The sequence below is a fragment of the Mesorhizobium sp. M0045 genome (assembly GCF_040323385.1).
Classification (GTDB): Bacteria; Pseudomonadota; Alphaproteobacteria; order Rhizobiales; family Rhizobiaceae; genus Mesorhizobium.
On record NZ_JAMYUY010000001.1, the window covers coordinates 369,264 to 391,294 of the forward strand.

Consider the following 22,031-nt stretch of genomic DNA (forward strand, 5'->3'; position numbering starts at 1 on the left):
TGCCCGGGTGTGTACCCGGCGCGTTTACCTGAGGTGTCGCCCGGTGTCGGGCGGCAGCATCGGGAAGGTTCCTGGGCGCGTTGAAAGCGCACGGCGCTGAGCGGATCAAGATGGATCCGGCGCGGTCTTCTGCTCAACATTGCCGAAAGCTTGCGCCGCAAAGGGGCGGATCGCTGGTTGCTAGCGGGCGGCGAGCTTGTCGGACCGTTTGCAATACAGGCGGACGCCGACGGGCACGATCTCATAGCCGGCGTTGTTCAACTGGAGCTTCATCTCCTCGAAATGCCGCTTTGAGCCGCTGACGATCGATTCAGGCGTGTAGTCCCAGCCGTTGCGGGCGGCATTGGCCAGGATGTCGGCGTAGAGTCGCATGCTCGTGATTTTCACATCCGATTCCAGCACCTGCCTGCATCCTCTTGCGAACGACGGCGACAGACCCGCCGAAAAACTCAAAATCGTGCATGCAATAACGACCGAAACGGTACGCATGGAAGCCCTCCCCTGACTACAGCTGTTGCTGCGGGCGACCTTGCAGTTTGTGCGTCAGCGGCGGCATCGGGCAGATGCAGTATTCGACCTCCTGCATTTGTAGTATTCTTCCGCTGGGGACGGATTCCAGCATGATGCTCAACGACGCTTCGAAAGCGCGGGGGCTCGACGCCTTGTCGGGTCGCGAGCGCGCGGTTGCGGAAAAATTCGCGTCCGGTATGACTTACCGTGAAATCGGCAAGGCGCTTTTCATTGCCCCGACCACAGTTCGCACTCACCTTGCGAGCATCTACGAAAAGCTCGGCGTACGGACGAAGATCGGGCTTGCGACCTACTTTAGCGGTATCCCGCGCGCGTCGCAGGAAGCGCTTTTGCCTTTGTCCGAAGCCCCGCCAGCGCTTGCCATATTCCCGATTGAATGCCTCAATTCCGAAGAGCGATGGCGTCGCTTTGCCGATGGCCTGTCGTCGGACATCACCATCGACCTGGCGCGCTACGCAGGCCTGCCTGTCATAGCCTTTCACACGATGAAATCACTGGGCAGCAAGCCGGCCGATTTTGCCGCGGACGGTAAGACGCTCGGCGTCACCTATATAGTTTCGGGCCGGTTGCGCGCCGACGACCAGAGGGTTCGCTTGACGATAGAGCTTGCCGATGCTCGCAACGGCGTCAGCCTGTGGAGGGAGCGCTACGACCGGCGTGTCGAGGACATTTTCGAGCTGCAGGACAGCCTGACCGAAAGCATCATCAATGTGTTGGCCGGCAGTTATGGAACCCTCGCCACCGTCGGCCGCAACGCGGTTCGCCGCAAGCCGCCGGCCAGCCTGCGCGCCTATGATTGCTATCTGCTCGGCGTGGAACAGCACACGACGTTCAGCCGCGCCGGCAATGCGGCGGCGATCCGTCTGTTTTTACGAGCGCTGGAGCTTGACCCCACTTTCGCCAACTGCTGGGCCGAACTCGCCTATGCCTATTCGATCGAGGCCTGCAACGGCTTTGGCGACGACGTGCTGACCTCGATCGAGAACTGGCGGACGGCGGCCGAAAACGCACTGCGCCTCGACCCGACGGACAGTTGCGCCCACGCGTGCCTTGGCAACCTCAGAGCATGCCTTGGCGATCTCGAAGGAGCGGAGCGCGCCCACCGGCGCGCTCTCGAATACGGCTTCAATCATGCCGGCATATTGCCGCTACTTGCCGGCAGCAAGGCGCTTGTCGTTGGCGATCCGGCCGAGGCAATTCCGCTCATCGAGCGTGCCATGCGGCTTAACCCACTGGCCCCGCCCTGGTATTTCGGCATGCAGGGCCGCATTCTGTTCGCCGCCGGCAGACACCGGCAAGCCATTGCAGCGCTCCGCCGGAGTTCGCCGGAGTCGCCGGACGTGCTGATGTTTCTGGCGCTCGCGCATGCGGCCACGGGTGAGGCCGGCGAAGCGGCCAGGTTTGCCGCCCGTTTGAAAGCCGAATTCCCCGAATTTTCGGTCGAACGCTTCATCACTGCCTATCCCGTGACCAATCCGGATGCCGTGCTGGCTATACGCGACGCCGCAAGGCTGGCAAGGCTCATCTAACAGGGCCGCATGCATCCGAGGCGACATTCCAGTCCTTGCGTGGACACAGTCGGCAGCCGGTTATACTGGAAACGCGTAACGAGAACCAACGCCATGTCGCCGCGACCGATCATTGCCCGGCAGCGCCCTGCCCCCGGGACCCAACCTCCCGGCGTCAGCCTCTGTCGCGCGTTGTCGAAGCTTGGCCTTTGCTCGCGCAAGCAGGCCGAGCTTCTGGTTGCCGAGGGCCGCGTGCGGGTCGCCGGCAAGATCGTGCGCAACGGCTCGATGCGCGTCGATCCAGGCCGCGACCGCATCGAGGTCGACGGCCGCCGCGTCGCCGCCGAGCGCAAGGTCTATCTGATGCTCAACAAGCCGCGTGGGCTGGTCACCACCCGTGTCGACCCGCAGGACCGCGGCACCGTCTATGATTGCCTGGCCGGGCTCGACCTGCCTTTCGTCTCGCCCGTCGGCCGCCTCGACAAGGCCAGCGAAGGCCTGCTGTTGATGACCAACGACACGCGCCTCGCGCAGCGCCTGCTCGACCCCGCCTCGCATGTCGCCAAGACCTATCACGTGCAGATCGGCGCCCTGCCCGACGAGGCCATCCTGGCGCGGTTGCGCGCCGGCGCGACAGTCGACGGCGAATTGCTGACGGCCCGCTCGATCGAGCTGCTGCGCGGCGGCACCAGCACCGCCTGGCTGGAAATCGTGCTCGACGAGGGCCGCAACCGCCATATCCGCCGGCTGCTCGCCGCCCACAACGTCGAGGTGCTGCGCCTGGTCCGGATCGCGATCGGATCTCTGCAACTCGGCGACTTTGCCAAGGGCAAGGTACGCCATCTGACCGCCGAAGAGCTGGCGCTGCTTCGGGCCTGAGCGACCAGGCACTGGAGACCCGTCGAACCGAAGCGGCAATTGACATTTGCATCTCCGTTTCATATTTTCCATTTGTGAAACCGAAATGCGCCGATGCAGTCAAAGTGTCAGGCTGACACGCATGGGCGAAGCTGGCTTGGAAGCCGGAGAGAAAATATGGCTACGGCGTTGCGGACGGTTCCCAGATTCCTGGACGAATTGGGCACGTTTGGCGGTCTCAAGGGAACCGATATTGCAAACATCACCGACGTGTCCAAGGCCACGGTTTCGAGGTGGAAGGCCGGCGACATCAAGCCCCAGCCACGCAGCGAGCTCATTTTATCGGATCTGCACTATATCGTCGGCCGACTGCAGGAATTCTACGAGCCAAGCGATATCCGCACCTGGCTTTACGCTCGCCACCCGCAATTGAACGGTGAAAGGGCGATAGATCTCATTCACGACGACCGTGCTCTCGACGTGCTCAAAGTCATCGATCGGCTTGAGAACGAGGTCTTTCTCTAGTTGGCGATCGCCGGGCGGAAACGACGCGATAGCCGGCTCATCGACGCTATCGAGGCAATAGTTCCGGTCGAATACTCCGGAACGGTTTGGCGTGTTGTGCGCCAGGGCCGCAGCCCGATCCAGTGCTCGAGCTCCGGTGGCCGTTGGGACGATGGAACATTCGACGTGCTCTACACCTCGCAAGAGCGCGAAGGTGCCTTGAGCGAGATGAGATTCCACCTGACGCGGGGTCAGCCAGTGGTCCCTTCACGTGTCAGATACAATCTCTTCGAGATCGATCTTTCTTTGGACCGGACGCTCAGACTGCTCGACCTGGCCGCCTTGCAGACCCTTGGCCTCGACACCTCGCGCTACGGCCAGCTTTCGTATCAGGAAAAGCACGCCGAATATCCGAGGTCGCAAGACATCGGCGAGGCCGCATATTTCCTCGATTATGACGGTCTGATCGTGCCCAGCGCGCGATATGACTGCCTGAACGTCGTCGCGTTTTGTGATCGGCTGCCGGCCGGAGCGATAACGACAAGGACCGATCACGGGGAAATCGACTGGACTTAGCGGCGGCCCCGCCACCGTCAGGTGCGGCCGCCGACCTCGTCTATATGGCGCAACATGCCGTTGGGTCTGCACAGCCGCGGAACGTGCCCGATTGGCGGAGCTTCTCGGTGCCGTAGCCGCCGCTGAGCAGGCCGACGCCCAGCCGGACCGTGCGATGCGTCACCCGCCGCGAAGCGTCATGGATTTCGGCAAAATCCAGCCCATATCCTAGGTGTGGAGCTTTGAGCGTGAAACTCGCGCGTGCGGTCTTGCTTGCCGCGGCTTTCGTGGCTGTTGCGGCCGTTTGTCCCTCTTCCGCAACCGGAGAGGCGAATGGCCGGGAGAAAATTGCGTTGCGCGTCGAGATCGACGGCGCCATCGGTCCGGCGAGTGCCAGGCAGCTCGAGGAAGCGCTGGTGGTGGCCGCGGACCGAAACGTCGAGGCTCTCATCCTGCAGATGGACACGCCCGGCGGGCTGGTCACCAGCATGCGCGAGATGATCGCCGGCATTCTCGCCTCGCCGGTTCCAGTCATTGGCTATGTCGCGCCCGCCGGCGGGCATGCGGCGAGCGCCGGAACCTATATCCTCTACGCCACCCATGTAGCGGCGATGGCGCCCGGCACCAATCTGGGCGCGGCAACGCCGATCGAGATGGGCGGGCCGCTGCCATCGTTCCCGGACGGCGGCAAGAACGATGGCCCCGAGGCGGACAAGGACAAGAAGAACGCACCCGCGGGCGATGCGATGATCGCCAAGGCGACGAACGATGCCGTTGCCCTGATCCGCAGCCTGGCTGAATTGCGCGGGCGCAATGCCGAATGGGGTGAAAAGGCCGTGCGCGAGGCGGCCAGCCTGTCGGCCGGCGCGGCGCTGCAGCAGCATGTCATCGACTTCGTCGCCCGCGACACCACCGAGCTGCTTCAACTGGCCGACGGCCGGACCGTCGAGATCGCCGGCAAGAAAGAGGCATTGGCGACGAAAGGGCTGCCGGTTGAAACGCTTGAGCCAGGCTGGCTCATCCGGCTTCTCGCCGTCATCACGGACCCGAACATCGCCGTCATCCTGATGCTGGTCGGCGTCTATGGCCTCGTCTTCGAGTTCACGAGCCCGGGCGCGGTCGCCCCCGGCGTGATCGGCACGATTTGCCTGCTGCTCGGGCTCTATGCGCTCAATCTCCTGCCGATCAGCTATGCCGGCCTGGCCTTGATGCTGCTTGGCATCATCTTCCTGGTCGTCGAAGCCTTGAACCCGACTGTGGTCCTTGGGCTGGGAGGCGTGGCTGCGTTTCTGCTGGGTGCAGCCATGCTGCTCAGGATCGAGGGGCCCGGCTTCGAGATGTCGTGGGCCGTTATCGGCACCGCCGCCGTCCTGACACTCGGCCTGGCACTGTTGACCGGCAGCTATCTGTGGGCGGCCCGCAAGAACGTTCCGCGTGTTGGCGCACAGGCCATGCAGGGTCTGCCGGCGGAGGTCCTCGACTGGCAGGGCAGCGAGGGCCACGTGCTCGCCCGGGGCGAACGCTGGCGGGCAAAAGCCGACGAACCGCTTGCAGTGGGCGACAGCGTCGAGGTGGCCGATGTCAGGGATCTTGTGCTGACGATACGGCGCCGCAATGCGAGAAGCGATGGAGCAAGGCAATGATCATCGGTTATGTGGCCTATCTGGCAGCAGCGCTCGTCGTGGTCATGTTCCTATCCGCGGCCATTCGCATCCTGCGGGAATATGAGCGCGGCGTGGTCTTCACGCTCGGCCGCTTCACCGGGGTCAAGGGCCCCGGCCTTATCATCCTCATCCCCTTCGTGCAGCAGATGGTGAAGGTCGACCTGCGAGTGGTGGTCCAGGACGTGCCGCCGCAGGACGTGATCTCGCGCGACAACGTCTCCGTGAAGGTGAACGCGGTGCTGTATTTTCGTATCGTCGACGCTGAGCGGGCGGTGATCCAGGTCGAAGACTTTATGACCGCCACCAACCAGCTGGCACAGACCACGTTGCGCTCGGTGCTCGGCAAGCATGAGCTCGATGAAATGCTGGCCGAACGTGACAAGCTCAACAGCGACATCCAGGAGATCCTCGATCAGCGAACCGATGCCTGGGGCATCAAGGTCTCCGATGTCGAGATCAAGCATGTCGACCTCAACGAGAATATGGTCCGCGCCATCGCCAAGCAGGCCGAGGCCGAACGGCTGCGGCGTGCCAAAGTGATCAATGCCGACGGCGAACAGCAGGCGGCGGCAAAACTCGTCGAGGCCGGCAAGATGCTGGCCGAGACACCGCAGGCCATGCAGCTGCGCTATTTCGAGGCTCTTCATGACATCGCCGGTGAGCGCTCGTCGACGGTCGTGTTTCCGGTGCCGATGGACCTGCTCGGTCATTTCATCAAGCAGGGTGGTGGAGGCGGCTGAGCGCGTAATCTCCCCCTCGAGGGGTCCTCAAGGGGGGAGATCAGCACCCTCACCTCCGCCACGGCGGGACCGGTGCAAAGCGTTTGCCGATCCAGTCGGCGAAGGCACGTGTCTTGGCGGCTTGCCCTTTGGCCGAAGGCATGACGACGTAGACGGCGCCCTCATCGGCAAGCGTCCAGTCCTCCAGCACTGGCACCAGCCGGCCGTCAGCGAGCTCGCGTCCGACCAGCCAATCCGTGCTCATCATCAGCCCGACGCCTTGCACGGCGGCTTCGACCAGCACCTCGGCATCATCGGTGACCAGGGGGCCGGAGGCCTCGATACTGACGCGCCGGCCAGAACTGTCGGTCATCTCCCAGGCTGGAAAGGTCTGGAAGCCTGAGAAACCGAGACAGCTGTGTTCCAGCAGCGCTTCGGGTTCGGTCGGCGTGCCCTGGCGGGCGAGGTAGGACGGCGCCGCGCACAGCAGCCGCCGCCGTGTCGCGACCTTGCGCGCCACCAGCCGCGAATCCTCCAGTGCGCCGAGACGCACGGCGACATCGAAATTCTCGGCGACGAGATCGGCGAAGCGGTTGGAGAACTCGGCCTCGATACGAACGTCGGGAAATTCGGCGAGAAACTGCGGCAGCAGCGGGGCGATCCACATGCGCCCGAACGAGCCGGGCAGCGCCAGCCGCAGCACGCCGCGCGGCCCGCCGCCGGCATGCGCCGACGCGGCAGCCTCGGCTTCGTCGACCGCGGCCAGGATGGCGCGGACGCGGACGAGAAATTCCGAACCCGCCTCGGTCAGCGACACGCTTCGCGTCGTCCGGTGCAGCAGGCGCACGCCCAACCGCTCTTCCAGCGAGGCAAGGCGCCGCGACAGGATCGTCGCGTCGCGGCCGATGCGAGCCGCCGCCTTGGTAAACGAGCGTGCTTCGGCGATTGCCGCGAAGGCGGCCATTTCGGCCAATGCTGCCGGTTCGTACGATTGCTGCATCAGGCGCAGGGCTCAAATGTAAAAGCCAAGGATTATATACCAATAGCGCAGCAGCTAGTTTCACTCAATCCCGGCCCGTCAATCGGCCATCAACCCGGAGTGAGACATGAAAGTGATCGAACTGACTGCCCCGAGACTGGACGCGTTTCGCGCGACCACCGTTCCCACGCCTGAACCGCAGCGCGGCGAAGTGCTGATCCGCCTGCGCGCCGCAAGCCTCAATTTTGTCGATGTCGCGGTAGCGAGCGGCAACTATCCAGGTCCGAGCTTTCCGCTCATTCCCGTCGTCGACGGCGCCGGCGAGATCGTCGGCACCGGCGAGGGCGTGTCGAGGGTCGCCATCAACGACCGCGTCATCGCCCACGCAAAACCGCGCTGGATCGGCGGCCGTCCTCGGCCTTACGAGACCAGAGAGATGCGCGGCCTGACGCTGCCCGGCTCGCTCGCCGAGTATGTCGCGCTGCCGGCCAATGCCGTCGTGCCGATGCCGGCGCATCTTTCCTTCGAAGCGGCAGCGACGCTGCCGATCGCCGGCACCACCGCGTGGAATGCGCTTCGCGTCGCCGATGCCGGGCCGGGGTCGGTCGTCGTCCTGCTCGGTACCGGCGGTGTCTCGATCCTGACCCTGCAGTTGGCCAAGGCAGCCGGCGCGACGGTCATCATCACCTCGTCGTCGGACGAAAAGCTGGCCCGCGCCAAGGCTTTGGGTGCTGATCACCTCATCAATTATCGTGAGACGCCGGACTGGGACGCCAAGGTGCTCGAGTTGACCGACGGCCTCGGCGCCGATCTGATCGTCGAAACCGGCGGCTCTGCCACCTTCGCCCGCTCCATCAATGCCGCGGCGCCGGGCGGCACGGTGTTCGCCATCGGCTTCGTCACCGGCGCCGAGGCCACCACGAACCTGCTGCCTATCATCATCAAGGCACTCAAGGTGGTGGGCAACAACACCGGTTCGGTATCCGACCTGCGCGACGCGGCGCGCGCCATCGGCGCCGCCCATATCGATCCGGTCATCGACACGGTCTACAGCCAGCACCAGGCGACCGAGGCCTACGCCCATATGGCAGCTGGCGGCCGCCATTTCGGCAAGCTTGCGTTCAGCCTGTCGTGGTGAGCCTGGAGAAGGCGCCGTCGCTGAAGCTGCCGATCTCCCCCCTCGTGGGGGAGATGTCCGGCAGGACAGAGGGGGGCGCGAAGGATCGCCGGCATTCCGGTCGACCTATGATGAGCTGAGAAATTTGGGCAGTTATGTGAACTGCGATGGAAGAGGTCGGCGGGACAGCGCCCCCCTCTGCCTCTGCCGGCCATCTCCCCCACGAGGGGGGAGATCGGCACCTTCGCCGTCTGCCCCTAAATCAGCTTCTCCAGCGTGATCGGCAGGTCCCGCACCCTTTTCCCGGTGGCGTGGAACACCGCGTTGGCGATCGCCGGCGCCACGCCGACAATGCCCAGTTCGCCGACCCCCTTGCCGCCAAGCACCGAGGAATGCGGATCGGGAATGCCGACCGAGATCACCTCGATATCGGGAATGTCGGCATTCGTGGCGATGAGATAGTCGGCGAGATTGTTGTTGACGATGCGCCCATGCCGGCGGTCGACGATGCCTTCCTCCAGCAGGGCCTGGCCGATGCCCATGATGATGCCGCCCTTCCACTGGCTTTCGGCGAGCTTGGGATTGTAGAGCCGGCCCGAATCCAGCGCCGACACCACGCGCGACACCCTGACCGTGCCGAAATCCTCGTCGACGCGCACCTCGATGAAATGCGCGCACCAGCTATACCTGGAGTAGTCGCCCTCGGTGTGTGGCAGCGCCATGGCGATGGTGGTGTAGTTCTTGTAGCGCTCCTCGGCCGTCGAATTGGCCGGCATGGTGTCGCCCTTCGCCTCGATATGCTCGCGCCCGACGCTCCTGAGCAGTTCGGCGATGGAAACTTCAGGGCCGTTGCCGCGCGGCGAAACGATGCGGCCATTGGCGACGACGAGCGTGTTGGCCTGCAGTGCATGGAACGGCGAAGCCGGATCGCTGATGGCGAGCCCGATCAGTTGGTCGAGCGCGGCACTCGCCGCCTTGTGGACGGCGCCGGTCATCACCCCAGCCAGCCGCGAACCGCCGGTGACGCCGGCACGGGCATAGCGGGAATCGCCAAGCTTGACGACGACGTTTTTCGCCGGCACGCCCACCACCTCGGCGGCGGTCTGCGCCAGGATCGTGTAGGTGCCCTGCCCCATGTCGATCGATGAGCTTTCGACCTCGACCGAACCGTCGGCGAGAATGCGCACGACCGCTTCGCCATAGGCGCGCCGCACCGGGTAGGTGCCTGCCGCGACACCCCAGCCGATCAGCTGGTTGCCGTCGCGCATCGAACGCGGCTCGGGGCTACGCTTCGACCAGCCAAAGGCTTCGGCGCCGGCGGCGAAGGCCTCACGCAGCTGCCGTGTCGACCACGGCTTCTTGGCATGCGGGTCCTGCTCGGCATAGTTCCTAAGCCGGATTTCCAGCGGATCGATACCGACCTCATAGGCGAGCTCGTCGATGGCGCTTTCGATGCCGAAAGCGCTCGGGTTCTCGCCCGGCGCGCGCAATGCCCCCGGCACCACCGTGTTGACCCGCACGACGTTCTGCCGCGACGAGAAATTCGGCGTCGCGTACATGACCGAGGTGACCGAGCCGAGCGGCTCGACCCACATGCCGTCGACAGAGGTCTCGTTGACGCCGCGATGCACGATCGACTGGATTTTGCCGTCGCGATCGGCGCCGAGCGCTACCGTCTGGCGCGTCGCCGCCCGTCCGCCATAGGCGGTGAAGGTCTGCGGCCTGGTGACCGCCAGCTTCACCGGCCGTCCCAGCATTTTCGCGGCCGCTGCCGCCACCGCGCCGTAGCCATAGGCGAACGCCTTGGACCCGAAGCCGCCGCCAATATAGGGCGAGACAAGGCGCACATTCTCGAACGGCACGCCAAACCATTCGGCATAGGTCCGCGCCATGCCGTCGACCCATTGACTCGGCTCCCAGACCGTCAGCTGGTCGCCCTGCCACTTTGCGATCAGGCCATGCGGCTCCATCGGCGCCTGGTATTCGCGCGGCGTGTTGTAAGCGTTGCAGATCCTGACCGGAGCCGAGGCGAACGCTGTCTCCGCCTCGCCCCATTCCTTGGTCATGGCGTCGACCGGGATGCCGTCGCCGGCCTTCGGATCGCTGAGGTCGACGATCGCCGGCGCCTCGTCATAGGCGATCTTGACCAGCGCCGCGGCCGCGACCGCCTGTTCAAAGCTCTCAGCGATGACTGCCCCGACATGCTGGCCGCTGAAGGTGATGTCGCGCGCCAGCGGGCAATAGGCGACATCCGGCGGCGGCGTGCCCAGCCAATCCGTTGCGGTTCTCAGCGGCAGGATATTGTCAGGCGTCAGCACCAGCAGCACGCCGGGCGACGCTTCGGCAGCGGCCGTGTCGATCGAATGCACCCGGCCGGCGGCAATGGTGCTCTCGACCAGCACCGCATGGGTAAGCCCGTCGAGCCGCTGCTCGACGGCATATTTGGCGGCACCGGTGATCTTGGCCGGGCCGTCGACGCGAGACAGCCGGCCGCCGACCTGATCGGCGAGGACGGCACCGTCCGAAGCGTCGCCGTGTTTGGCATCGCCGGGTCTTGCTCTCAACTCGTGAACGGTCATGCCGTTTCTCCCATTTTTAGGATGGCGCGGGCGACGACGCGCGGCGCCAGTTGGATCTTGTAGTGGTTGGCGCCATGGTCGACGGCGCCCTCGACGGCGAGCAGGCTGGCTTGCCTGACGACCTCCGGCTCGAGCACTTTGCCTTTCAGCGCCTCTTCCACGGCACGCGCCCGCCACGGTTTTGTGGCGACGCCGCCAAGCGCCACGCGCAGGTCGCGGATCGTGCGGCCGTCCGCCTCGAATTCAACACCGACGGCGGCACTTGCGGCGGCAAATTCATAGGATTGCCGGTCGCGGACTTTCAGATAGGTCGAGCGGCGGGCGGCGGCCGAAGCGGGAATGCCGATCGCGGTGATCACCTCGCCCGGCTCGATCGCATGTTCGTTGTCGGGCGTGCTGCCCGGCAGCAGAAAAAGATTATCGACGGCGATTTGGCGGTCACCGAGATGGACGATTGCGTCGAAAGCGACGAGTGCAACCGCCAGGTCGCCGGGATAGGTGGCGATGCAGGCCTCGCTGGTGCCGAGCACGGCATGGCCGCGGGTGACGCCGCCGATCGCCGAGCAGCCGCTGCCGGGCGAGCGCTTGTTGCAGGCGGGGAAATTCGACGGATCGCGGAAATAGGGGCAGCGTGTACGCTGCATCAAATTGCCGCCGATCGTCGCCATGTTGCGCAGCTGCGCCGATGCCGCCTGCCACAGCGCTTCCGAAACGGCAGGAAACCGGCTCTTGATACCGGCATGGTCGGCCACGGTGCTCATCCTGGCCAGCGCCCCGACCACGGCGCCCCGGTCATCGATCACGATCGTGTCCAGTCCGGTGAGATGAGTGATGTCGACCACGGTCTCGGGTTCGGCAACGCCGCATTTGGCGAGATCGACAAGCGTCGTGCCGCCAGCAAGCAGCATGGCGCCCGGCTGTGCCGAGGCTTGGCGCGCAGCATCGACCGAATTGGCGCGCAGATAGGAAAAATCCCTCATGATGCGGCCTCCACGGCTGCCTGGCGCACGGCGGCGACGATATGCGGATATGCGCCGCAGCGGCAGAGATTGCCGGCCATGTATTCGCGGATCTCCTCATCGGAGCCGGCATGGCCTTCGCGAATGCAGGCGACCGCCGACATGATTTGGCCTGGCGTGCAATAGCCGCACTGGAAGGCATCCTGTTCGAGGAAGGCGGCCTGCACCGCATGTAGCGCGCCATCCTCCCCGGCAAGCCCTTCGATGGTGGTGATGGCACGTCCTTCGGCCTGCGCGGCAAGAGTCAGGCAGGCCAGCACACGCTGGCCGTCGATATGGACCGTGCAGGCGCCGCACTGGCCCTGGTCGCAGCCCTTCTTGGTGCCGGTCAGGCCGAGATGATCGCGCAAGGCGTCGAGCAGGGTAACGCGCGGCTCGGCCTCGAGCTCATGTCGATGTCCGTTGATTTGAAGTTGGATTGGAGTTCGGGTTTTGCTTGTCATGGGGCGTCTGGCTCCAATTGCTTGACGCGGGAGGGGATGATCTGGCGCCCGGCCAGCGTGCGGCAAGGTCAGCTTATGGCTAGGTGAAGGCTAATCTCCCCTTGCGGGGGGATGCCCGGCAGGGCAGCGGGGGGCCGCTTGACTTGATGCGACCTCCGGGAGGGTCGCGGCTTGCGAGGTCGAAAGACGTGACATACCCGATCCCGTGATTACATGATAAAGGCGCTCCACAAATCGGAGGCGCCTCCGTTTATTACCTAGGAGCGTGCTCCGCCCTGTTCAAGCCCCGGATCGAAATTGATCGAAATTGGAGAAAATTGGGGGTGGGCAGCAGCCGCCATGCCAGAAGACAAAAAAGCACCACCGGCCCAAGCCGGTGGTGCTCTCTGGACTGTCTGTAGGGGCAGGACAGTCCAATGATCCTGAGGGGATCGCGCTCAACCTGGGCTCATTTTTGCCCCACGGCATCGGCCGAACAGATGAGGAGTGCGGGCCGTGAGGAAATATCCTCCGTCGTCATCCACCGGCCGTGCACCGGAGGCGGGCAAGATGCCTCGCCTGCCGGAACGCCGGCCCAAACTCGATCCTGTGATTATAGTTACTTGCGATTATATTTGTCGGAGACGTAACGAAGGTGGAACAGTCTGCGTTCTTGAAACGGGGCCTGCCTATCCGATTATGCTTCGGATCAGCACTGGAGAAGAAATTGGCCGCGGAGCCGCCCGTCATACCTGGAGACAAAACCGAAGCCGCCGTTGCAAAACCGCTGCGCGCCGACGCGCAGCGCAACCGCGACGCGCTGGTCGAGGTCGCGGCAAAGGCCTTTGCCGCGCATGGCGTCGACGCCTCGCTGGAGGAGATTGCGCGCCAGGCCGGCGTCGGCATCGGCACGCTCTACCGGCATTTCCCAACCCGCGAGCATCTGGTCGAGGTGGTTTATCGGCGCGAAGTGGAAGGGCTGTGCCAGGCGGCTGACGAACTCGCCCACGATCATGCGCCCGACGTGGCGCTTGAACAATGGATGCAGCGCTTCGTCGACTACATCGCCACCAAGCGCGGGCTGTCGACAAGCCTGCGCATCCTGCTCACGACCAACTCCACCCTGTTCTCCGACGTTTCGGGCAGGGTGACGCTCGCCTTGCGGCGGCTGATCGATGCCGCGGTCGCCGACGGCTCGATCCGCAGCGACGTCGATGCCTCCGATGTGCTGCATGCGCTGGGCGGCATCTATTCGGCCCCGGACACCAAGGACTGGCGCGACCGCTCGCGCCGATTGGTGTCGCTGCTGATGGATGGGCTGCGGTTTGGAACGGCCAAATCCGGCCCATCCAAGGAATAGCGAATGCAGTGACTGTCCTTATTTCAGCGAGATGCTCATACCGCTGAGATCGGCATTGACTTGCAGGCCTACCTGCCTGCCTGTGAGTTCGAGTTGGGCACCCTTGTCATTGGTCATGACGATCACCTGAGCTCCTTTGCCGAGCGCGCCGCCACCGCCCGCTGCGCCGTAAACCCCCGTCACATCCCGGGCGCGCCGTATGTGGCGCACGGTACCTTTGAAATAGGTCTTGGAGGCACCGAAGGCGAGGCCGCCCGAGATGCCGCCGACCGAGATGGGATACCGGCGACCATGGAAGGTCAGTGTGCCCTCGCCTCCGGCGCCGCCGATGAAGAAGGCCGCCTTGTAGATGGCGAAGCGGATCGTACCGCTGTCGGCATGTGCGACACTGGTAAAGCTAACTGCCGCCGCAGTTATGACGGCAACCGCGACTGAACGAAATCTGGACGAAATCTTCATGATGAGAACTCCTCAAGATCGCCGCATGCCCAGCCGGCCGGGCACGTCGGCGCCGTATCAAAGTCATAGCTGAACAGTCTCGCCCGTCATTGGTTCCAAGCACGCGGCCTGAATCCGGCTGCGAGAAGACCGCTACGAAACGAGGCGGATGGCGAGCGCAGTCCTGGCTGTAAGAACAGTGGCCGAATGGTGGGGATGATCGTAGGTGTTGAGGCGGAATGGTATTAGTCTGCGCTGTCTGGGGCTTCGGGAGCGCGGCAAGGGAATGGACTTCAACTCACGGCACGGCTACCTCCTGATCGGCGGCCTGATCCTGGTAGGTGCCGGGCTCCTGGTCCTTTCGCTGATCGTCAATCTTCGCGTTGCGCACAGCGTGCGCGACGACGTACGCCATCGTGAAAAGCTGCTGGAATATTATCGCAATATCTTTTCACAGCTGGGCGTGATCATGATCGGGATTGGCGTGTCCCTGTTCATCTTCTTTTTCCAGCAGAATTATCAGGACCAGCGCAAACGCGAAGCGGAGCTTCAGCAGGTTCTCGCCAAACTGGCGGCGCGTGTTGCCCGCGGCAGCGCTGTCGTGGAGGCCCTCGGCGAATTCGACGCGCTGCTGGATGATGGCGGTGCCTATGTCAGTCCGGAACACGGCGGTGACAACGCCGCTGTCAGCGCCCACGGAACGGCGCTCGCCAAGCAGGTTTCCCAGATCCTTCTGGTCGAGCGCGACGTCGATGTTCAAGGGTTCGATATCCTGAATCTGTCGCGCGATTTCGAAGCATCGTTCGTCGTCAACGAGCTCAACCCAACGCTGTGGTTCAACATCGTCCGGGACGAGAGCGACGTCAAATATGCCACCACCCAGATCGCCCTTGATTACAAGGACCTGCAGGATGCGATCGGCGGCGAGCCTATCGAGGTTGCGATCGCCAATCCCGAAAAGGAGCGGAAGATCAAGCAGGAGGTGCTCGACGTGTTTTATGATGCCGACCTCCTGCGCCAGCGCAGCAGGCGGTTTCTCGGCCGTGCGTGCTGGCTTTTCAGCAATGGCAAAAGCTTCGTCAAGCTTGCACCGGCCAATGAGATCGAAGCCGATGCCAAGTCGCACCAGGAATGGATCGATCGGTCGAAAGGCTTCCTGACGCAGTTGAAGTCGGGAAGCGGCGATTGCTTCAAATTGCTCCAGTTCGGCCCGGCATCCTGAACCGGCAAGCATCGCCCGCCCCGCGGCGGCTAATCCCCCACGCGTTGCAGCGTGCCGAGACGATTGTCGTCGAGAAATTCGACGGTCATGGCCGACGCGTTGCCGTCGGGGCCGAGGGCAAAGCTGACGGCCGAAGGCCTGTCCGGCATCTCGGCATCGGGGAAGGTCACGAAGAGGTCGCGGTTGAAATGCTTCAGTGGATAGGACCGCGCACCGGCAGGCCCGACCTTGAGGACAAGAGCGTCTCCTTCGCCTGACACAATAGCATCGCCGATGAAGTCGTTGAAGTAACGGCCCGCATAGGCGCTGGCCGGCGCCGCCGGACTTGCTGGAGAGGGCGGCGCGGCATAGGTAGCCTTGGCCGCCGCAATCACCGGGCCGAACATGCCTGCATAGATATCATTCCAAGCCTTTACCTTATCCTTTCCCAGCGTTCCGTCGAAGACGAGATCGGCGAAGCTGTCGGACAGTCCCTCCGGCACGCCTGTCGGAAAGGCGTTGGCGATGACGACAATGCCAAGCTTCTCCTCGGGAAAGAGCATCACCAGACTGCGGGCGCCGGCGCTGAAGGCGCCCGCATGACCCCAGATCGGTCCGTGCCGGCCGAATTCGACATTCCAGCCGAGGCCGTAAAAGGCCTCGCCTCCGGAGACGGGGTTCTTGCCGCGAACCATCAAGGGAATATGTGTCTGGTCCAGCGCATCGGCGGCAATGAGTCTCTTGCCGGCGTAGGCCCCGTTGCCGAGCACAAGGCGCATCCATTGCGAGAGGTCGCGTGCGGTGGAACTGACGCCGCCTGCTGGCGCCTGCGCATCCGGATAGCGCTGGACCTTCGCGGTCCACGCGCCATCGATTTTGGCGTGGAGCTCGGCGCGGTTGGCGTGCTTGATGAAGTCCGAATGGCGGGAACTGGTCGAGGCCATTCCAAGCGGACGGTAGAGCTTCTCTTCGGCGACCTCTTCCCATGATTTGCCTGTCGGCTTCGCCGCCGCGACGGCACCCTCGGTCAGTCCGAAATTGCTGTAGGAATAGCCCGCGCGAAAGCTCGATGCCGGCGACACGAACCGCAGGCGGCGCAGGATCTCCGCGCGGTCATAGCCGATGTCCTCGAGGTCGTCGCCGGCGGTGCCGGGAAGCCCGCTGCGGTGTGCAAACAGGTCGCGGACCGTGAGTTCGCTGGTCGGATAGGGCTGAGCGAGCCGGAAAGCCGGATCGAGGTCGGCGATCTTGGAATCCCACGAAGCGATCCCGTCGCTGACCAGCGCCGCCACGACGGTGGCGGAGACCGGCTTGGAGAGCGAGGCAATCTGGAAGACCGTGTCAGAATCGACGATCTCGGGTTTTCCGGCTTCGCGATGCCCGAACCCCTTGAGGAGGATCACCTCGTCGCCGTGCACGACGCCGATGGCCAGACCGGGCACGCTACCATCCGCGACGACGCCTTCGGCAAGCAATTCGAGCTTCGACAGGGCTGCGGCGATCCTGTCGGGTGGGATGGTATCGGCCGACGCCGCCTCCGGCAAAAGCGTCATGATTGCGATGAAGGCCAACATCCTCCACCGGAGGTGATTCCGGTTTGTGAACAGCCGCATGCTCAGCCCCTCCGCTTCACCGGCTTGCACTATTGCAGGCCGACGCAGGGAAGGCCAGCCTCACGCTCGCCATCCATTGACGGACGTCCGCATCACACCAGTCGAAATTCAGACAGCCGCGCCTGAGCTAGGATGCAGCGCGCAGGCGGAGGCGCCGCCTGCCGGCGCGGGCCTTCTCCGCCACCGCGGCGGTGATCTCGACCACGCCGTCTTCACGCGGTCTGGCGTTGGTGACCTTGTGGAGCCGCTCATAGGGCAACAGTTCCTTGACCCGGGCTTGAAGCGACGCGACTTCGGCTCGCAGATCCTCGCATTCCTGCCTCTGGACGTCGAACTGTATCTGTTCGGATGCCTGTTGCAGAGAAAGCTGCGAAAAATTCGCGCTGATTGCGGAAAGGTTCATCTTGTCGTTTTCGCTCTCTTTCATGAGAGCAGACAATTTTTGCTCGACAATTTGCTTTTCGGCCACCGCGTCGCTCGCCTGGGCCTTGAGCATGGCGATCTCGCTGGCGGCTTCGCTGTTCTGGTTGGAGGCGGCCTCCAGCCGCGATCGAAGGTCCTCGATTTCAGAACGCAGGCCGGTCATCTCCGCGACACTGCGTGCAAGCTCGGCTTCCCTGTCACCGTCCCTGAGGCGGGCTGCTTCCGTTATTTCCGATAGCTTCGCCTGCGCCATATCGAGCGATTTCTGCAGCCGCATCTCCTCTTTCTCGCTCTTGCCAAGCGCGGCCAGCAGTTCCGAAAGCTGCGCGGCATCATTGGCATGGACAGTCGAGAGTTCGTCCAGCCTGTGCCGGGCCTCGGCCTCCCGTTTCAGCGCCTTGTCGAGGTCGATCGACAGGCTGACATGTTTCTCCCGCAGCATTTCGTTCTCGCGCGAGCGTCTGTTGGCCTCGACGGCTCTGGCTGAGAGTGTTTTGACAAGCTCGCCGAACTCGGCCTCGCGTTTTGCGCTCGCATTGCCTGCCACGACAAGTTCCAGCCTTGCCGCAGCCAGCGCGCCGCGAAGTGCTTCCTTGTCCTCGACCAGGCTCGCCTCGTGCTGCTGCAGGGCCTCGATAGCGCTGTCGCGCTCGCGCTGCTTTCTGGTTGCATCGTGGAGCTGTTCGGACAGCACCCTTTGCTGCGCGGTCAGGCCGGTATTTGCCAGCTCCAATTCGTTGGCGCGAAGAATGTCGCCGTGGAGCAGTTTTAGAAATTCGCCCGTCAGATGATGCGAGGTCGCGATCTCCGACAGTTTCGCATTGATCTCCCCCAGATACTCCTGCGCGTCGTGAAAGAGCCCATCGACCGCGCTTAAGGCAGCCAGCCGGGTTTGCGTATGGGGGGACAGCCGTCGTGCGGTCTCGAAGGCGTCCGCATTGGCCTCGATCTGCGAGCTGTCATCCGTTGCCGCGAGATTCTCATCCGATACCGTCTCATCCGGCACAGTGACGTCGTTCAACGGCGGCTGATCGTCCACGTTGAGACATTCGCTAAACGCATCCGCCAAATCGGTTTCGAGCTCCTTGAAGGCTCTCTCCACAGTCTCGGCACGCTTGATCAAACCTTTGAAATTCATGACCGAATATCCCTCTCGTGCAGCGCCGTTAAGGAGCGGACTTTCAACACTTGACCTCGCCTCCCCGAATACGGGGTTCATCTCCTGACGTGCGCTCTGGCCGACGCAGGCTAGGGACAGGCTTGGCCACTGTCCTCGTGTGTTTGAATGACGCAAAGCCGTGTTCTGCGGCGCTCCATACCCGAGGCGTTGGCACCGCTCGCAAAATGCCACTCATTTCACCCGAGACGGATATGAAGCGGCGCAAGCCTGAGAATCGCCTGGTGATTGTCTTAAGGACCGGCCGAGCGCCTCGGTGTTCTGCAGCAGCTACAAGGTCACGGCCTAAGACGACGCGTGTCACTGCCGAGAGGCCTGACCTAATAAATGATTGTGTTGAATACGTTTCGCTGATTAGCTGTTGTGAATAGACCGGGGACAAGACCGACAAAATGTTGTCCCGGAGGACCGCGATGCCGGTGCTTGAGGTTCGCCACGTCTCCAAGAATTTCGGGGCTATCCAGGCCCTGACCGACGTCAGCTTCCAGGTGGAGCGAGGCGAAGTCGTTGGTCTCATGGGGGATAACGGCGCCGGCAAGTCGACGATAGTCAAGACGGTGGCCGGGAATTTTCCTCCGAGCGACGGCGAAATTGTAGTCGAGGGCGAGGTGTGCCACTTCCACCAGCCTGTGCAGGCCCGCGCCAAAGGGATCGAAGTTGTTTATCAGGACCTGGCGCTCGCCGATAACTTGACGGCCGCGCAGAACGTCTTTCTGGGGCGCGAGATCAAGAAAGGCTTCTGGCCGATCAGGATTCTTGACAAGCAGGCGATGATCGATCGCTCGGCTGCGCTGTTCAAGGAACTCAAATCGGAAACCCGGCCGCGCGACCTCGTCAGAAAGATGTCGGGTGGGCAGCGCCAGGCGGTCGCCATCGCGCGGACCCGGCTTTCAAATGCCAAGCTGGTGCTGATGGACGAACCAACGGCCGCCATCTCAGTGCGCCAGGTGGCGGAAGTACTCGAACTGATCCGACGCCTCAAAGCACAAGGAGTCGGCGTCATGCTGATCAGTCACCGAATGCCTGATGTGTTCGCCGTGGCAGATCGTATTATCGTCCTCAGGCGGGGCTCGAAAGTTGCCGACAAGCCAGCCGACAAAACATCGCCCGAGGAAATCACTGGACTGATAACGGGGGCCATCCGTGGCGAATAGTGTTCAGGAGTCAGTTGGCGTTCAGGGCTCAGTCGAAGAACATGGCCGGCCGGTCATGTCGGATTTCGTTCCGACCAAGGAAAAAACAGTTCTCCAACGTGTGATTTCAAGTCAGCCCTTCTGGGTGACGATCGCGCTCATCGCGCTCGTCATGTTGATGACTGCGATGGAGCCGAGCTTCGGCACCTCTGAAAACGTCGCCAACGTGACGCGCAATTTCGCACCTTTCGGCATCATGGCACTTGGCATGACGATCGTCATCATCACCGGCGGTATAGATCTGTCGGTCGGCTCCGTTATGGGTCTCGTGGTCATCGTCGCCGGCCTGTTCCTCACCTGGCACTATCCCTGGTACGTCGCCTTCGCCATGGGCCTTTTCTCCGGTCTGGCCTGTGGCGCGGTCAATGGATTCTTTGTCGCCTATGTCGGGATGCCGTCCTTTGTGGTCACCCTCGGCATGCTGTCCGTCGCGCGCTCGCTGGCGGTCGTATTCTCGGCCAACCAGATGCTCTACCAGTTCGGGCCCGATGCCCCGATCGTAAAGGCAATCGGTCAGTGGAAATGGCCGCGGCATGGTCTGGACGACTGGGCACCGCATTGGATACCAGAACTGTCGTCACAATTCTGGACCATGGTGATCCTGGCCCTGATTGTCGGCTTCGTGTTTAACTTCACTGCCTGGGCCCGGCATCTCTTCGCCATCGGCGGCAATGAGGAGGCGGCACGGCTCACCGGCGTTCCGGTCAACTGGATCAAATTCCAGGCCTATGTCTTCTCGGCTTTCACCGCCGCGCTCGCCTCGCTCCTGCTCCTCGGCTATAACGGCTCGGCTATCAATGCCATGGGCCAAGGCTATGAGCTGCGCGTTATCGCCGCGACAGTCATTGGCGGCGCCAGCCTCATGGGCGGCGCCGGCACGGCCTTCGGTGCGATCATCGGTTCCGCCTTCCTCGAGGTGATCAGGAACGCGCTGCTGATGGCCGGCATCGATTCAAACTGGCAGGGTGCCTTCGTCGGCGCCTTCATCGTTCTTGCGGTTCTCTTGGGCATGCAAACCGGCGGCAAATCGATTCTCGCCGCGTCGCTGGCAGTCTTGATGCCCAAAAAACGCCGCTAGAAACCCGCCGGCGGGAGGCTTGCGGGACATCACACCAAGGAGGAGAACGTCACATGAAAAAACATCTGCTGACGGCCGCCGTCGCGCTTGGCGCAATGGTGCTCGCCGTTTCCGGCGCCCAGGCGAAATACACCTTCGCCCTGGTGCCGAAGAACATGAACAATCCTTTCTTCGACCAGGCACGCGACGGCTGCAAGAAGGCCGAGGCCGAATCCAATGGCGCTGTGGAGTGCATGTATATCGGTCCCGGCGAACATGGCGGCGGCGACGAGCAGGTGCAGATCGTGCAGGACCTCGTGGCCAAGAAGGTGGACGGCATCGCCGTGTCGCCTTCGAACGCCGCGGCGATGGCGGTTGCGCTGCAGGCCGCCAAGGAGGCCGGTATCCCGGTACTCACCTGGGACTCCGATCTCCTGCCCGAAAACAAGGATCTGCGCGTTGCCTACATCGGCACCCACAATTACGAGATCGGCGTGAACCTCGCCAAGCTTGTCATGCAGATCAAGCCCAAAGGCGGCACGATCTGTATCCAGTCCGGCGGCGCCGCAGCGGCCAACCACAACGAGCGCATGCAGGGCATTCGCGATACGCTTTCGGGCACCAAATCGGCGGCCTCGCCCGGAGATCGGCTGACCGGCCAGAACGGCTGGACCGAAATTGAAGGCTGTCCGCTCTACACCAACGATGATTTCCCGCTTTCGGTGCAACAGTTCGAGGATATCATGGCGAAAAACCCGAACCTCGACGCGTTTGTCCCAACCGGTGGCTTCCCGCAGTTCATCCCTGATGCCAACCGCGCCGCCGTCGCACCGTACAAGGACAAGATCGCCTCGAAGGCCCTGGCCCTTGTCGTCGCCGACACGCTTCCGGTACAGATCGACCAGATGAAGGAAGGTTTCTCGCTTGGCCAAGTCGGCCAGCGGCCGTTCGAGATGGGCTACAAGACGATGATGGCGCTGAAGGACATGAAGGACGGCAAGGCTCCGCCGGCCGACCCGACCTACACGGGCCTCGATGTCTGCACTCCGGAGACAGCCGACACCTGCGTCGCCAAATAGTGCTTTTGGGCGGGAGGAAACTCCCGCCCTTTTCC

The 22,031-nt window shown here is 63.2% G+C and carries 20 protein-coding genes and 1 pseudogene; 12 read left to right on the plus strand and 9 right to left on the minus strand.

Annotated features, from left to right (window positions below):
- Nucleotides 1-180: 180 nt before the first annotated feature.
- Entirely contained in the window at nucleotides 181-387 is a 207-nt protein-coding gene (locus NKJ72_RS01885; RefSeq protein WP_352475586.1) for a hypothetical protein, read from the minus strand.
- 233 nt (nucleotides 388-620) lie between these two features.
- Between NKJ72_RS01885 and NKJ72_RS01890 the strand changes: the two genes are divergently transcribed.
- The 4 genes from NKJ72_RS01890 (at nucleotide 621) to NKJ72_RS01905 (ending at nucleotide 3,977) form a co-directional block, all read left to right on the plus strand.
- Nucleotides 621-2,060, plus strand: a complete 1,440-nt coding sequence (locus tag NKJ72_RS01890) for a LuxR C-terminal-related transcriptional regulator (protein ID WP_352475587.1) — start codon at nucleotides 621-623, stop codon at nucleotides 2,058-2,060.
- 93 nt (nucleotides 2,061-2,153) lie between these two features.
- Nucleotides 2,154-2,918: a pseudouridine synthase gene (locus NKJ72_RS01895; RefSeq protein ID WP_352475588.1), complete on the plus strand. Its 765-nt coding sequence runs from the start codon at nucleotides 2,154-2,156 to the stop codon at nucleotides 2,916-2,918.
- A gap of 156 nt (nucleotides 2,919-3,074) precedes the next feature.
- On the plus strand, nucleotides 3,075-3,422 hold the full coding sequence (locus NKJ72_RS01900; protein WP_352475589.1) for a hypothetical protein: 348 nt from the start codon (nucleotides 3,075-3,077) through the stop codon (nucleotides 3,420-3,422).
- Complete coding sequence (locus NKJ72_RS01905) at nucleotides 3,423-3,977, plus strand: RES family NAD+ phosphorylase (RefSeq protein ID WP_352475590.1); 555 nt, start codon at nucleotides 3,423-3,425, stop codon at nucleotides 3,975-3,977.
- 17 nt (nucleotides 3,978-3,994) lie between these two features.
- On the opposite strand, the pseudogene NKJ72_RS01910 reads toward NKJ72_RS01905, so the two are convergent.
- Nucleotides 3,995-4,119: pseudogene (locus tag NKJ72_RS01910) on the minus strand (HAD family hydrolase); the annotation flags it as partial.
- 85 nt (nucleotides 4,120-4,204) lie between these two features.
- On the opposite strand from NKJ72_RS01910, the gene NKJ72_RS01915 reads away from it, so the two are divergent.
- Both NKJ72_RS01915 and NKJ72_RS01920 read left to right on the plus strand, forming a co-directional pair.
- Complete coding sequence (locus tag NKJ72_RS01915; protein ID WP_352475591.1) at nucleotides 4,205-5,599, plus strand: NfeD family protein; 1,395 nt, start codon at nucleotides 4,205-4,207, stop codon at nucleotides 5,597-5,599.
- A complete protein-coding gene (locus tag NKJ72_RS01920) occupies nucleotides 5,596-6,360 on the plus strand; it encodes a slipin family protein (protein ID WP_254819707.1) in 765 nt (254 codons plus the stop codon). Before NKJ72_RS01915 ends, NKJ72_RS01920 begins: the two co-directional genes overlap by 4 nt.
- A gap of 49 nt (nucleotides 6,361-6,409) precedes the next feature.
- On the opposite strand, the gene NKJ72_RS01925 is transcribed toward NKJ72_RS01920, so the two are convergent.
- On the minus strand, nucleotides 6,410-7,339 hold the full coding sequence (locus NKJ72_RS01925; protein ID WP_352475592.1) for a LysR family transcriptional regulator: 930 nt from the start codon (nucleotides 7,337-7,339) through the stop codon (nucleotides 6,410-6,412).
- A 106-nt stretch (nucleotides 7,340-7,445) separates the two neighbouring features.
- Between NKJ72_RS01925 and NKJ72_RS01930 the strand changes: the two genes are divergently transcribed.
- Entirely contained in the window at nucleotides 7,446-8,456 is a 1,011-nt protein-coding gene (locus NKJ72_RS01930) for a zinc-dependent alcohol dehydrogenase family protein (protein WP_352475593.1), read from the plus strand.
- Nucleotides 8,457-8,692: 236 nt separating this feature from the next.
- On the opposite strand, the gene NKJ72_RS01935 is transcribed toward NKJ72_RS01930, so the two are convergent.
- The 3 genes from NKJ72_RS01935 to NKJ72_RS01945 are packed head-to-tail and all read right to left on the minus strand — an operon-like array spanning nucleotide 8,693 to nucleotide 12,476.
- Complete coding sequence (locus tag NKJ72_RS01935) at nucleotides 8,693-11,014, minus strand: xanthine dehydrogenase family protein molybdopterin-binding subunit (RefSeq protein WP_352475594.1); 2,322 nt, start codon at nucleotides 11,012-11,014, stop codon at nucleotides 8,693-8,695.
- Nucleotides 11,011-11,994, minus strand: coding sequence for an FAD binding domain-containing protein (locus NKJ72_RS01940; protein WP_352475595.1), 984 nt, complete (start codon nucleotides 11,992-11,994; stop codon nucleotides 11,011-11,013). Before NKJ72_RS01940 ends, NKJ72_RS01935 begins: the two co-directional genes overlap by 4 nt.
- Nucleotides 11,991-12,476, minus strand: coding sequence for a (2Fe-2S)-binding protein (locus NKJ72_RS01945; RefSeq protein WP_352475596.1), 486 nt, complete (start codon nucleotides 12,474-12,476; stop codon nucleotides 11,991-11,993). The genes NKJ72_RS01940 and NKJ72_RS01945 overlap by 4 nt, the downstream gene beginning before the upstream one ends.
- A gap of 706 nt (nucleotides 12,477-13,182) precedes the next feature.
- On the opposite strand from NKJ72_RS01945, the gene NKJ72_RS01950 reads away from it, so the two are divergent.
- Entirely contained in the window at nucleotides 13,183-13,815 is a 633-nt protein-coding gene (locus NKJ72_RS01950) for a TetR/AcrR family transcriptional regulator (protein WP_352475598.1), read from the plus strand.
- An 18-nt stretch (nucleotides 13,816-13,833) separates the two neighbouring features.
- Here the strand turns inward: NKJ72_RS01950 and NKJ72_RS01955 are convergent, their stop codons facing one another.
- Entirely contained in the window at nucleotides 13,834-14,274 is a 441-nt protein-coding gene (locus tag NKJ72_RS01955; protein WP_352475599.1) for a lipid-binding SYLF domain-containing protein, read from the minus strand.
- 265 nt (nucleotides 14,275-14,539) lie between these two features.
- Between NKJ72_RS01955 and NKJ72_RS01960 the strand changes: the two genes are divergently transcribed.
- Nucleotides 14,540-15,475: a hypothetical protein gene (locus NKJ72_RS01960; protein ID WP_352475600.1), complete on the plus strand. Its 936-nt coding sequence runs from the start codon at nucleotides 14,540-14,542 to the stop codon at nucleotides 15,473-15,475.
- A 29-nt stretch (nucleotides 15,476-15,504) separates the two neighbouring features.
- Here NKJ72_RS01960 and NKJ72_RS01965 read toward each other — a convergent pair whose 3' ends face one another.
- A complete protein-coding gene (locus NKJ72_RS01965; RefSeq protein ID WP_352475601.1) occupies nucleotides 15,505-17,067 on the minus strand; it encodes a serine hydrolase in 1,563 nt (520 codons plus the stop codon).
- A gap of 127 nt (nucleotides 17,068-17,194) precedes the next feature.
- A complete protein-coding gene (locus NKJ72_RS01970) occupies nucleotides 17,195-18,628 on the minus strand; it encodes a coiled-coil domain-containing protein (protein ID WP_352803448.1) in 1,434 nt (477 codons plus the stop codon).
- A gap of 452 nt (nucleotides 18,629-19,080) precedes the next feature.
- Between NKJ72_RS01970 and NKJ72_RS01975 the strand changes: the two genes are divergently transcribed.
- The 3 genes from NKJ72_RS01975 to NKJ72_RS01985 are packed head-to-tail and all read left to right on the plus strand — an operon-like array spanning nucleotide 19,081 to nucleotide 21,996.
- Nucleotides 19,081-19,821, plus strand: coding sequence for an ATP-binding cassette domain-containing protein (locus NKJ72_RS01975; protein ID WP_254819718.1), 741 nt, complete (start codon nucleotides 19,081-19,083; stop codon nucleotides 19,819-19,821).
- Between the two features lie 55 nt (nucleotides 19,822-19,876).
- Nucleotides 19,877-20,938 carry an ABC transporter permease gene (locus NKJ72_RS01980; RefSeq protein ID WP_254819719.1) on the plus strand — a complete coding sequence of 354 codons (1,062 nt, stop codon included), beginning with the start codon at nucleotides 19,877-19,879 and terminating at the stop codon, nucleotides 20,936-20,938.
- A 53-nt stretch (nucleotides 20,939-20,991) separates the two neighbouring features.
- On the plus strand, nucleotides 20,992-21,996 hold the full coding sequence (locus tag NKJ72_RS01985; RefSeq protein ID WP_254819720.1) for a sugar-binding protein: 1,005 nt from the start codon (nucleotides 20,992-20,994) through the stop codon (nucleotides 21,994-21,996).
- Nucleotides 21,997-22,031: the final 35 nt, after the last annotated feature.